Below are 12,387 nucleotides of genomic sequence, written 5' to 3'. Positions count from 1 at the left end.
TACCAGATTTTTCGCTCCATTCACATCAGCACTGGCTTTGTATCCACATAACCTGCATTCAAATTTTTCCTGTGTTTTCCTGTTCTCCTTATCCACATAACCACATGAACTACATGTCTGTGAGCTATAGGCTGGATTAACCTCCATGACTTCTATACCATACTCTTCCTTAATTTCCTGTAGCTTCCTCTTTAGCTCACCATAACCGTATCTTACGATAACCCGCTTTACAGCTTTCGGATACTCTAACAAAAACTTCTTATAAAGGCTCTTTAGGTTCTCTATGACTATCACTTTTGGAGCATAGAGCTTTACAATCCTGTTTATTATCCTTCTGATTTCATTCTTTATGAATGCAGATAGCTTTTCTGTAAGTCTTACAAACCTCTTGCTTTCTGTTGGCTTTATCCCTTGTCTTTGCAGGTTTCTTTGTAGTCTATCTATCTTCTCCGCATATTCCTTAACCTTTTCATACAACTTTCTTCCAAATAAATCTCCTTTTGAGCTACTTAAAAAGTTCCTAAGTCCAAAATCCAAGGCTATTATTTCTTCTCCTTCTATTTTCTTTGGTTCTATCTCTTTTACTATCCTTAAAGTACGGTCTTCTTCTATCTGGACTAGGTTTGTTATCTTACCTCTTCTTTTCTCAAAGTAGTCATGAAATTTGACAGGCAAATAAATGGGTTTTCCTTTCTCAAAAGTAGATAGTCTTATCCATCTGTCAAAATGTTGAGCTTTCTCTGGCTCTTCTATCAGGGCTGTCTTGCTGTCAAGTATGAGAGAAACCTTGTTAAATTTAGGTTTTCTCCATTTGTTCAGTAAATGCTTGAAGACCTTTTTGACTAACAGCCTTTCTTCCTCTGTTATTTCATATTCAAAAACAGTTTTGTTTTTGTATTCCACATAAACAGCTTTTTCAGACTTTCTTATGAGCCACTCGTTGTTTTTGTTAAGATATAGCAAAACCCTTTTGGTTTTCTCCGGCAGATTGGAGTTTTTGACAATTTCAGAAAATCTGTTTTTGATATTGGAAATAAAGCTTTCCAAAACAGGCACTACCACATGGTATTGAATGGTGTATTTGTATCTTTCAGAGAGGTTAGAGCTTATATGTTTTATGTTTGCCTTTCTGTTGAAAGAGCTTGTGTTAAAAAATAGAAACCACTGATAGCTGGCTATGGCTTTTGCTGTTTTTCTGTATTCTATGAGCAATTTTTTGATAATGTCCTTTTTCCTTTTTGTCAAAGGGCATGAGACCTGAACGGCTCTATGCATCTTTATATTGAGCAATATAGTATGTTTGAGTAAATTTGTCAATAAAAATTGGAACTGGTTTCTAAGACCTTGCAGTGGTAGGGAATGCTGGAGTAGTTCACTATTTTGAAGGTCTAAAGGCTTTAACTTTCTTCTCGTCGGTAGTTATGTATGGTCCTCCTATCAGATCTATACAGTAAGGAATAGCCGGGAATACCGCATCTAAACATACCTTAATGGATTGAGGTTTACCCGGAAGGTTTACTATCAACGTACTTCCTCTTATACCTGCGATCTGTCTTGAGAGTATAGCTGTAGGTACCTGATTTAAAGAAACGCTCCTCATAAGTTCTCCAAATCCGGGAAGTAGCTTTTCACATACCGTTTGAGTAGCTTCGGGAGTTACATCCCTCGGTGCCGGACCTGTCCCGCCGGTAGTAAGTATAAGACAACATTTATCTATATCAGACATATGTACGAGAGCCCCTTCTATTATGTCCCTCTCATCTGGTACGATCCTGTAAACGATTTCAAAGGGTGATGTGATCACATCGTTTAGGTACTCTATGATGTACCTGCCACTTATGTCTTCATATTCTCCTCTACTTGCTCTGTCGGATACTGTCAATACACCTATCTTCGCCTTTCCCTGCATGAAGTATATTATAGGATATGTACACAAGTATAGTAATAAGAGGAGCAAGACAGCACAACCTAAAAAATGTAGATCTTGATATACCCAAAAACAGGCTGGTTGTGATCACGGGTCCCTCAGGAAGCGGAAAATCTTCACTCGCTTTTGACACCATATATGCGGAAGGACAAAGAAGGTACGTAGAATCCCTATCTTCTTACGCGAGGCAGTTTCTGGGTGTTATGGAAAAGCCAGATGTAGATATAATAGAGGGTCTTTCTCCCGCTATTGCCATAGATCAGAAAACTACATCAAAAAATCCACGTTCAACTGTGGGAACAGTTACAGAAATATACGATTATATGCGAGTACTCTGGGCAAACATAGGCAAACCTTACTGTCCCACATGCGGAAGACTCCTGGAGGGTCTTTCAGCTCACGAAATGCTTGAGAAGGTTTGGGGAAAATACAGCGGAAGAAGAATCACGGTACTTTCACCTGTTGTCAGGGGTAAGAAGGGTGAGTTTAAAGACATAATTAAGGAACTTTACATGAAAGGCTTTTCAAGAGTCAGGGTAGATGGAGAGTACAGAAGGATAGAGGACGTTCCGCCTTTGGATAAAAACAGAAAGCACAATATAGAAGTAGTTATAGACAGGCTTACCCTTGAGCCAGAAGAAAGGGCAAGACTTTTAAGTGCTATAGAGAAAGCTCTTGAACTTTCAAAGGGTCTCTTGGTAGTTCAGGATGTGGAGAGAGAGGGTGAGGAAGTCTTTAGTGAGAAGCTGACGTGTCCCGAACACGGTTTTTCCCTTCCGGAGTTATCTCCCAGACTCTTTTCTTTTAACTCTCCTTACGGTGCGTGTCTAACCTGCAAAGGCTTAGGTGTAAAGTGGGAGATAGATACAAAGCTTCTCGTAGACGAAGATGATTCTGCGGTAGATGCCTTTAGGATAACAGAAACGGGCTTTTTCAATTACCTCAAGTACCCGATTATAAACATTTTACGCCAACTCGGTTATGACCCAAAAACAAAATACGGTGCGCTTCCTGAGAGCGTAAAGAAACTTCTCCTGTATGGTGGAGAGGTGAGGGGTGCCGTTTTTGAGGGGATAGTTAGGCATCTTGAAAGGCGCTTTATGGAAGAAGACTCTGAGAAGATAAGGGAGGAAATAGGTGAGTATATAAAAGAAAGACCTTGCCCTGCATGCGGTGGATCAAGATTAAGAAACGAAGCCCTTTCTGTGCTTGTATTAGGTAAAAATATATGGGAAGTTTGTAAAATGCCGGTGGCTCATGCGAGGGAGTTCTTTTTCCGCTTACTTGATAGCCTTACTGGAAGGGATTACATAGTGGCTGAAAAGCTTCTAAAAGAGATCGTAGACAGACTCGGTTTTCTGGTAGACGTTGGGCTTGATTATCTTGACCTTGCGAGAGGAGCATCCACGCTTTCTGGCGGTGAGATGCAAAGGATAAGGCTTGCAACACAGATAGGTTCCAAGCTCACTGGTGTGTTGTACGTACTTGACGAACCATCCATAGGACTTCATCCCAGAGACACGCACAGACTTATAAAGACCCTGAGACACCTCAGGGATCTTGGCAATACTGTACTTGTTGTAGAACACGATCCCGAAACTATAATGTCTGCGGACTGGGTGATAGATATGGGTCCGGGTGCTGGAAAGATAGGTGGTGAGATAGTTGCTCAAGGTAGCCTGGAAGATATCATGAACCACCCCAGATCCTTGACAGGCGCTTATCTTTCTGGAAGGCTTGAAATACCAATGCCGGAAGTTAGAAGGAAACCCAAGAGTAAGTGGATAAGGATCGTAGGAGCAACAAAGCATAATCTGAAAAACATAACCGTTGAGATACCCTTAGGACTTTTTGTATGTGTGACAGGTGTTTCTGGAAGCGGAAAGTCTACACTCATATATGACATACTCTGGAATTATGCAAGATCAATCTTTTTTGAAGGTGAACCGGATAAGGAAGGCTTTGAAAAAATAGAAGGTCTTGAACACGTTGATAGAGTAATAAATGTAGATCAATCACCCATAGGTAGAACTCCAAGAAGCAATCCCGCTACTTACACTAAGCTCTTTGACCTCATAAGGGATCTTTTTGCAAATACTCCGGAGGCAAAGGCGAGGGGTTACAGCGCAGGTAGATTCTCCTTCAATGTAAAAGGCGGTAGGTGCGAGGCATGTCAAGGTGAAGGAGTTATAAGGGTTGAGATGCACTTTTTACCACCCGTCTATGTCACGTGTGATGTATGTAAAGGCAAAAGGTACAACAGGGAAACTTTGGATATTCTTTTTAAAGGTAAAAACATAGCTGATATCCTTGACATGACGGTAGACGAAGCGTACGACTTTTTCTATCATCACACAGCAATAAGAAGAAAACTTCAGCTTCTCAAGGATGTAGGTCTTGGTTACATAAGACTCGGACAACCAGCGACTACGCTTTCCGGTGGAGAAGCCCAAAGGATAAAGCTCGCAAGAGAACTATCAAAAAAGGATACTGGAAGCACCCTTTACTTACTTGATGAACCAACAACAGGACTTCACATGGATGATGTGAAAAAGCTCATTGATGTACTTCAGAGACTTGTGGATAAGGGGAATACAGTAGTCGTTATAGAACACAATATGGATGTAATAAAGTGTGCGGACTGGATAATAGACCTCGGACCTGAAGGTGGTGAAAAAGGAGGTTTCCTTGTCGCTTGTGGAACTCCTGAAGAAATAATGGACAATCCGCATTCATATACAGGCTTTTACCTTAAGAAATACCTTACACAGCGAACTACCGCATGAATCTTACGAATATCACATTATTTGTCATCACTGGAGGTTTCAGACAGTAAGCGTTCGCCTTTTACTACACCTACAAAAGCCTTTTGAATTATGCCATTTTTTACGTAAAGTGTGGTAGGCGTTGCCACTATACCGAGCCTTTTTGCAAGTAAGGAGCCTTCGGGCGAAAAGATATCCACCTGTTTTACCTGCGCTCTACCTTTGAGCTTTTCTATCTCTCCCTTCATAATTTTGCAAGCACCGCACCTGTCGGAATAAAAGTAAACAAAGCCATTACGTATAAAATCCACTTCTTTTCCCTTCATTTCTTTGATTCTCCTTATAACCAAAAACCTCAGCCAAAGTACAAAAGCAAGAAAGGCAAAGAGGACAGCAAGGAAAGTAAGTTTAAACACCCACTCCATGCTTTTTCTCCAAACTTATGGCTTTTTTTAATGCGTTCAGTTCTTCATCCGTCATATCTCTCCATCTTCCTGACGGAAGATTTCCAAGCTTTACTGGTCCTATCGCCGTCCTTTTGAGCTTCTTTACCTTATGTCCAAAGTATGCCATAAACCTTTTGACTATGTGCTTTCTCCCTTCGTGAAAAATTACTTCCAATAAAGTGATGTTTCCTTTTACTTTTACTATCCTGACGCTATCCGGTTTGGCAAATCCATCTTCAAGATCCGCACCTTTCTCCATAGCTTTTAATGTCTCATTACTCACTTTACCTTCTACCCATACAAGATACGTCTTGGGCAGTTTGTATTTAGGATGCGTGATCATGTTGGCAAGTTCTCCGTCATTTGTTAAGATCAGCAATCCTTCAGCGTTGTAGTCCAGCCTTCCTGCGGGATATACCCTTTCAGGTATATCTTTTATAAGATCCTTTATGCTTCTCTTTCCATCTTTACCGCTCACAAGAGAGGTAAGATAACAGCAAGGCTTGTTAAGAAGCACATACCTATATCTGGGTGGTTTTAAAATCTTCCCCTCTACCTCAACCACATCCGTAGTTGGGTCTACCCTGTAGCCAAGCTCCTTTATAACAAGTCCGTTTACCTTCACTTTGCCGGCTTTTATAAGCTCATCAGCTTTCCTTCTGGATGTAAGTCCGCACATAGATATGTATCTGTTTAGTCTCACCAGTACCTTTCTTCTTTCCACGGATCACCCCTCATATTGTATCCTCTTTGCTCCCAAAATCCTGGCACGTCTTTCTCCATAAACTCCATACCCCACACATACTTGGCGCTTTTCCACGCATATAGCTTTGGAACAACGAGTCTTAACGGATACCCGTGTCTTTTTGGTATGGTATAGTTATTCATCTTGTATGCTAAGATCGTGTCTTCTTCCAGCAGGTACTCAATGGGAATGTTTGTCGTGTATCCTTCAAGGCAGTGAACCATTACAAATCTGGCTTCCTCTTTCGGCTTTACCTTATCAAGTATGTATCTGGTTTGGATGCCCTCCCAGAGGATCTCCTTCACACTCCACCGTGTCACACAGTGAAAGTCTGCGATTAGTTCAATGGACGGCAGACGGAGAATCTCCTCATAAGTGAGTTCCAGAGGGTTTTCTATAAGACCAAAAACTTTGAATCTGTATTTATCCATATCCCAATCTGGTATATCATCCACTATATCGTAAACTATTGGTGCGCTTATCCACCTTTGCCCAGGCGGAAGCCTGTCTTCTCGCAGGTTTATAGAACTTATCACTTTCTCCATGAGTATCCCAATTTAGTTTATCACCTCTTTAAAACTATGCTGCAGGTCAGTTAAAATATTTCCACATGGCAAAGTTCATATTTGTTACAGGTGGGGTGCTTTCCGCTCTCGGAAAAGGTGTCACATCAGCATCCATAGGATCCCTTCTTGAGGAGATGGGCTACAAGGTGACCTTTCAAAAGCTTGATCCCTATCTCAACGTTGATCCCGGAACGATGAGCCCTTACCAGCATGGAGAGGTTTACGTTACTGAAGATGGAGCGGAAACGGACCTTGATCTGGGTCATTACGAGAGGTTTACCTACTCAAGGATGGGCAAAAACAACAACGTGACCGCAGGAAGGGTGTACTTTAATGTTTTGGAGAGGGAAAGAAAAGGGGGATACCTTGGTGCTACCGTGCAGGTAATACCACATATAACCGACGAGATAAAGAGACTTATAAGGTCAGTAGAGGGAGACAACGATATAGCCATAGTGGAAGTGGGAGGTACTGTGGGGGATATAGAAAGTTTACCCTTTTTGGAAGCCATAAGACAGATGTATACGGAGTCAAGAAGGGAGGATATGCTCTTCATACACGTCACATACGTACCTTACATAAAGAGTGTGGGGGAACTCAAAACTAAACCTACGCAGCACTCGGTTAAGGAACTCAGAGCCATAGGCATACAACCAGATATGATAGTTTGCAGATCGGAGTTTGAAATCCCAAAGAATATAAAGGAAAAAATAGCTTTATTTACGAGCGTCAGCGAATACTCAGTAATTTCGGCACCGGATGTAGAGTATATATACGAGATACCCATAATATTTAAAAGACAAGGTGTTGATAGGATAATAGCTAAACATCTTGATCTTTCTTACAAGGATGTAACTATAAGGTGGGAGGGCATAATGGAGATCATAAGGAGGGCTAATAAGCACGTGACTGTGGGGGTTGTTGGTAAATACATGTCCCTGAAGGATTCTTATAAGAGCATACATGAAGCACTCTTGCACGGTGGCATAGCCAACGGTGTAAAAGTGAACGTAAAGTGGATAAACGCAGAGGATTTTGAAGAGAGCGATCTGAGAAATGTAGACGGAATACTTGTTCCTGGAGGCTTTGGTGAGAGGGGTACGGAAGGTAAGATGAAGGCTTTAAGGTACGGAAGAGAGAATAACGTACCTACATTTGGTATATGTCTGGGTATGCAACTCATGTGTGTAGAATTTGCGAGAAACGTCTTGGATCTAAAGCAAGCCAATTCAACTGAGTTTGATCCCAACACACCGCACCCAGTTATAGATCTTATGGAGGATCAAAAAGGTATAGATAAACTGGGAGGAACTATGAGACTTGGTTCTTACCCCTGCATGCTCGTTTCAGGCAGTAAAGTTAAAGAGATATACGGAAAGGATGTGGTTTACGAAAGGCACAGGCACAGGTACGAGTTTAACAACTCGTACAGGGACATTTACGAAAAGAGCGGTATGGTTTTTTCCGGTCTATCACCTAACGGAAAATTGGTGGAAATCGTTGAACTCAAAGATCACGCTTGGTATATAGGATGCCAGTTTCATCCTGAGTTTAAGAGTAAGCCCTTTGAACCCCATCCCCTATTTACCTCTTTTATCAGAGCCTGTCTTGAGAGGAGGCTTGCTTTTCAACTTTTATAAGTTCTATCACGGCAACATCAGGCGGTGAAAACAATCTCATAGGTGGTCCTCCTGTACCAACACCCTTGCTCACAAATACGTAAGAACTCCCCATTTTAACCAATCCCCTGTCTGTGAGGAACATCTTGCGAAGCAAAAACTCACCAATAGGTTTGTAAATACCTCCGTGTGTATGTCCGGATAACATAAGGTCAAAAAGCCCCACCGATTTGGGATTCAACCTCGGTTTGTGCTTGAGAAGTAGTATAAACTTCCCCTTAGGAATATCCCTTAAAAGCAGATACTCATCAAGAACACCCTCGCAGGCGTTGAAGAATCTGCAGTCATCATCATCAACACCTGCCACAATCAGAGGTCCCAAATCCTTCCATGCACCCCTCAAAAGCTCAAAGCCTGCCCTTTCGGTAAAGTCTATTGCCTGCTTTACACCTCTGTAATACTCGTGATTGCCCAAAACCGCAAACTTCCCCATAGGTGCGTTTATCTTTGAAAGCATCTTCGCAAGTCCGTCTTTTTTGTTCATATTACCATCAACGAGATCGCCTGTGGAAACTATAATATCGGGCTTTTCTTTCTCCCACACATCCTCCACTAACTTTATCTTGTCTGCACCCATAACGGGACCAAGGTGTAAGTCTGATATATGCAGTATCTTCATTCTACTCACCGGGAGCTTTTCCGTTTCTATCCTTATTCTTATTACATCAAGCCTTAAAGTCTCATAGTAGCTGTAAGCCGACAAGGATAAACTCGTAAGGAGTACTGTGTAAAGGAGAAGCCTGGGCGATGGAAGGGGGAGAGGGTTTATTCCTAAAAGTTGTTTGCTTGCAAAGACAACACCTCTGTAAAGATCAAACAGTAGAGTAAAGACGGTCACATAAAGCATGAAACCCATCCAAAGGAGACTTACCAGAGCGAGCCAATAAGTTATCTGCTTACTGATATCTCCGTCCAGAGTTCTCCACGCAATAGGTGAAAGTAGCATGATTAAAAAAATCAGTAAGATGGCAAAACTCTTGTACGAAGAGAAGTTTGGTTTTACAAGTCTAAAAAATACGTAAAAATGCATAAGAGAGTAAATGCTGAAAAAAGCAAGCACAAACCACTTCATAGCTCTATCTTATAGCCAAAGCCTCTCACCGTTTTTATAGCTTGTCCTTCCTTTCCGAGTTTTTCCCGCAAGTTCTTTATATGTACATCTATTGTCCTGTCGTAAATATCTTTCTTCAGTATGGTTTCTATAAGGTATTCTCTGCTAACAGGTCTTCCGTAGTTCTCAAGAAGAGCTTCAAAAATTCTGAACTCCGTAGGTGTAAGATCTATCTTTTCTTTACCTCTTCTAACTTCATACCTTTGAGTGTCTATCTCAAGCTCTCCCAATTTAAACGTCCCTCCCTTACCTATTTTTCCTGTTCTTTTGAGTACAGCTCTGACTCTTGCAAGAAATTCTTTTACCGAGAAAGGTTTAGTTATATAATCGTCAGCTCCGAGAGAAAACCCTTTTAGCTTGTCCTCTTCTGCATCCTTAACGGTTATGAATATTATGGGTACTTCTTTCAGATCTACGCGTGATTTTAGTATCCCAGCTACCCTAAAACCATCATAGTCCGGAACCATAACATCAAGGAGTATCAAATCCGGAGGCTCTTCCTCTATGGCTCTGAGAAGTTCCGCAGCTCTTTGGAAGGTTCTAACTGAGTACCCTTCCTTTTTGAGGTTATACTCAACTATCTCCGAAAGATCCCTGTCATCCTCAAGGAGGAAGACCTTTATCCCGCTCATAATTCAGGTTTTATCTTTATTACGACCTCGTCCGGGTTTATTACCTCACCTACAGAAACGAGTATCTCCTCCACAGTGCCATCTATGGGACTGTGTATCTCGTTTTCCATCTTCATAGCTTCAACCACAAACAGCACATCTCCCTCTTTTACCTTCTGACCTTTGCTTACCTTTATGTTCACCACTTTACCTGATATGGGTGAAGATATATCACCTATACTTATAGGCTTTGGTCTCTTAGGTTTGACTTCCCCCCCGGCAGGTATATCACCGTAAGGTATGCCTACGCTTTCTACCTCCCTGACGGGTTTTATGAGAACTTCTTCCAGTTGTCCGTCAAGCCTTATGAAGAAGGTTTTTCCTTCTGGTGTTGGCTCTCCTCTTCCAGCCACCTGTACGTGATACTGCTCGCCGTGTACCGTTATAATAAACTCCACAGGTATTTTTTCCTTCCTTTCGTGATCTTTCACAACCTCCTCAAGCTCTGGAGGTAGAGCCTCTCCCTTTTCAAATTTCTCCCTCCACTCAAAAAATTCCTTGGCAACCAATGGAAAGAGAGCGTAAGACAATACATCTTCTTCACTTCTTGCACCCAGCTTAACAGCTTCCTCTCTTAGTTTGTTAAGCTCAGGTGGAATAAGGTCCGCTGGTCTTATGTGGTATATGGTTTCCTCTTCACCAAGTACCTTCTTTATTATTTCCTCTTTTATGGGTGCAGGAGGTTTACCGTACAGACCCTTCACATAATCCCTCGTTTCCTTAGTTACCACTTTGTACCTTTCCCCGTGAACTACGTTGAGGAATGCCTGAGAACCTACTATCTGACTTGTTGGAGTTACTAAAGGAGGGTAGCCCAGGTCTTCCCTTACTTTTTTTACCTCCTCAAGTACAGCTTCAAGACGGTCCTCCATACCCTGCTCTTTGAGCTGACTTATAAAGTTGGTTATCATACCACCTGGTACTTGATGTGAAAGCACTCCTACGTCTGGATAAGGTGGTAGCACATCATATTTAGCGTACTTCTTTCTTATTTCTCTGAATAGATCTCCGGCTTTTTGGTATAGCTTTTCATCCACGCTTACCTTGTAGCCAAACTCCTTCAACACGTATATCATAGTTTCCCCTGGGGGATGGGAGGTTTGACACGAGAGGCTATAAAAAGCTGTATCTATCATATCCGCACCCGCTTCTATGCCTTTGAGCTGTGCCATCTCTGCAAGATCAGCGGTTGTCTGTGTGTGAAGATGTACCGGATAGTTGGGAAATTCGGACTTTAAAGCCATAACGAGATCATAAGCGATCTTAGGAGATAACAAACCAGCCTGATCCTTTATGGATATGATATCAATTCCCATATCTACAAGTTTTTTAGCTATGTCCAAATAGTAACCTACAGTATGCACAGGACTTATGGTGTACGAGAGAACTCCCTTTACTACTGCTCCAAGGTTCTTTGCTACCTCTATAGACTTTTTCATATTTCTGATATCGTTCAGAGCATCAAAAATTCTGAACACCTCTATACCATTATCGTAAGCCTTCTTGATGAAGGCTTCTACCACATCATCGGAATAATGTTTGTATCCGACTATGTTTTGACCTCTCAGGAGCATCTCCAGTTTTGTGTTTTTTGCGTGATCCTTGAACTTTCTGAGCCTTTCCCAGGGGTCTTCTTTAAGATACCTCAGACATACATCAAAGGTTGCACCTCCCCATACCTCCAAAGACCAAAAACCGCATCTATCAAGCAACTCAATGATAGGTAACATATCGTCCGTCTTTACACGGGTTGCGAGTATGCACTGTATACCATCTCTGAGCGAAACGTCGGTGATAAGTATTTCACGCATATCAGAATTATAATCTAAGTGAGTGGTACAAATTCGTAATGTCTGTATAGATGTTCCCACAAGTATGACACTCTCAGGAGCGTTACCTCATCAAAGGGCTTACCTATAAGCTGTCCACCTACAGGCAGACCAGAGGACATGCCTATGGGTATGGAGATAGCTGGTAGTCCGGCAAGATTTACAGATACCGTAAATATGTCAGATAAATACATCTGTATGGGGTCAGAAGTTTTCTCTCCAAGTCTAAAGGCTACAGTGGGAGAGGTGGGAGACGCCAAAATATCCACCTTCTCAAAGGCTTGATCAAAATCCCTCTTTATTAAGGATCTTACTTTCATAGCTTTAAGGTAGTATGCATCGTAATAACCGCTTGAAAGGGCAAAAGTTCCAAGCATGATCCTCCTTTTTACCTCGGATCCAAAACCCTCATCTCTGGTTCTTGCATACATCTCAAAAAGATCCGAGTAATTGCTTGCTCTGTAACCGTATCTTACACCGTCATAACGAGCAAGGTTTGAGGAAGCCTCAGAGGGTGCTATAACGTAGTAAGCAGGTATAGAGTACTTCACGTGAGGTAGGGAAACCTCTTCAACAAAGTAGCCGTGTGCCTCAAGTTCTTTGAGGAAAGATTTAAAACAATCTATAACACCTTGCTCCATCTTAAAC

At 41.8% G+C, this 12,387-nt stretch carries 11 protein-coding genes; 2 read left to right on the top strand and 9 right to left on the bottom strand.

Annotated features, from left to right (window positions below; translation table 11 throughout):
• On the bottom strand, window positions 1-1,275 hold a 1,275-nt coding region (locus ABWK04_07495; protein ID MEZ0361717.1), incomplete at its 3' end, for a transposase.
• Window positions 1,276-1,375: 100 nt separating this feature from the next.
• Window positions 1,376-1,909, bottom strand: a complete 534-nt coding sequence (mog, locus tag ABWK04_07490; protein MEZ0361716.1) for a molybdopterin adenylyltransferase — start codon at window positions 1,907-1,909, stop codon at window positions 1,376-1,378.
• Between the two features lie 17 nt (window positions 1,910-1,926).
• Here mog and uvrA point away from each other — a divergent pair, with 17 nt between their 5' ends.
• Complete coding sequence (gene uvrA, locus ABWK04_07485) at window positions 1,927-4,713, top strand: excinuclease ABC subunit UvrA (GenBank protein ID MEZ0361715.1); 2,787 nt, start codon at window positions 1,927-1,929, stop codon at window positions 4,711-4,713.
• Window positions 4,714-4,730: 17 nt separating this feature from the next.
• Here the strand turns inward: uvrA and ABWK04_07480 are convergent, their stop codons facing one another.
• From ABWK04_07480 to ABWK04_07470, 3 genes are read right to left on the bottom strand one after another with little or no spacing between them, the layout of a single operon-like run.
• On the bottom strand, window positions 4,731-5,117 hold the full coding sequence (locus tag ABWK04_07480; protein MEZ0361714.1) for a thioredoxin family protein: 387 nt from the start codon (window positions 5,115-5,117) through the stop codon (window positions 4,731-4,733).
• Window positions 5,101-5,862, bottom strand: coding sequence for a pseudouridine synthase (locus tag ABWK04_07475; GenBank protein MEZ0361713.1), 762 nt, complete (start codon window positions 5,860-5,862; stop codon window positions 5,101-5,103). The genes ABWK04_07480 and ABWK04_07475 overlap by 17 nt, the downstream gene beginning before the upstream one ends.
• Window positions 5,838-6,428 (bottom strand): sulfite oxidase-like oxidoreductase, encoded by a 591-nt coding sequence (locus ABWK04_07470; GenBank protein ID MEZ0361712.1) that lies wholly within the window; start codon window positions 6,426-6,428, stop codon window positions 5,838-5,840. Before ABWK04_07470 ends, ABWK04_07475 begins: the two co-directional genes overlap by 25 nt.
• Before the next feature lie 65 nt (window positions 6,429-6,493).
• Between ABWK04_07470 and ABWK04_07465 the strand changes: the two genes are divergently transcribed.
• Entirely contained in the window at window positions 6,494-8,089 is a 1,596-nt protein-coding gene (locus tag ABWK04_07465) for a CTP synthase (protein ID MEZ0361711.1), read from the top strand.
• Here ABWK04_07465 and ABWK04_07460 read toward each other — a convergent pair.
• The 4 genes from ABWK04_07460 to ABWK04_07445 all read right to left on the bottom strand — a co-directional run.
• A complete protein-coding gene (locus ABWK04_07460; GenBank protein MEZ0361710.1) occupies window positions 8,046-9,200 on the bottom strand; it encodes a metallophosphoesterase in 1,155 nt (384 codons plus the stop codon). The genes ABWK04_07465 and ABWK04_07460 overlap by 44 nt on opposite strands.
• Entirely contained in the window at window positions 9,197-9,871 is a 675-nt protein-coding gene (locus ABWK04_07455; protein ID MEZ0361709.1) for a response regulator transcription factor, read from the bottom strand. The genes ABWK04_07460 and ABWK04_07455 overlap by 4 nt, the downstream gene beginning before the upstream one ends.
• Window positions 9,868-11,721: a sodium-extruding oxaloacetate decarboxylase subunit alpha gene (gene oadA / locus ABWK04_07450; GenBank protein MEZ0361708.1), complete on the bottom strand. Its 1,854-nt coding sequence runs from the start codon at window positions 11,719-11,721 to the stop codon at window positions 9,868-9,870. Before oadA ends, ABWK04_07455 begins: the two co-directional genes overlap by 4 nt.
• 14 nt (window positions 11,722-11,735) lie before the next feature.
• Window positions 11,736-12,387 (bottom strand): amidase family protein (locus tag ABWK04_07445; GenBank protein MEZ0361707.1); only part of this gene is annotated, 652 nt, incomplete at its 5' end.

Source organism: Hydrogenobacter sp. (genome assembly GCA_041287335.1).
Taxonomy (GTDB): domain Bacteria; phylum Aquificota; class Aquificia; order Aquificales; family Aquificaceae; genus Hydrogenobacter.
This window is presented reverse-complemented; position numbering and strand designations above follow the sequence as displayed.

Bases quoted from the DNA above. Each gene is read 5' to 3' on its own strand.
- ABWK04_07465 (MEZ0361711.1), top strand. From the start codon at position 6,494: ATGGCAAAGTTCATATTTGTTACAGGTGGGGTGCTTTCCGCTCTCGGA.
- ABWK04_07480 (MEZ0361714.1), bottom strand. From the start codon at position 5,117: ATGGAGTGGGTGTTTAAACTTACTTTCCTTGCTGTCCTCTTTGCCTTT.
- mog (MEZ0361716.1), bottom strand. From the start codon at position 1,909: ATGCAGGGAAAGGCGAAGATAGGTGTATTGACAGTATCCGACAGAGCA.
- oadA (MEZ0361708.1), bottom strand. From the start codon at position 11,721: ATGCGTGAAATACTTATCACCGACGTTTCGCTCAGAGATGGTATACAG.
- ABWK04_07460 (MEZ0361710.1), bottom strand. From the start codon at position 9,200: ATGAAGTGGTTTGTGCTTGCTTTTTTCAGCATTTACTCTCTTATGCAT.
- ABWK04_07455 (MEZ0361709.1), bottom strand. From the start codon at position 9,871: ATGAGCGGGATAAAGGTCTTCCTCCTTGAGGATGACAGGGATCTTTCG.
- ABWK04_07470 (MEZ0361712.1), bottom strand. From the start codon at position 6,428: ATGGAGAAAGTGATAAGTTCTATAAACCTGCGAGAAGACAGGCTTCCG.
- uvrA (MEZ0361715.1), top strand. From the start codon at position 1,927: ATGTACACAAGTATAGTAATAAGAGGAGCAAGACAGCACAACCTAAAA.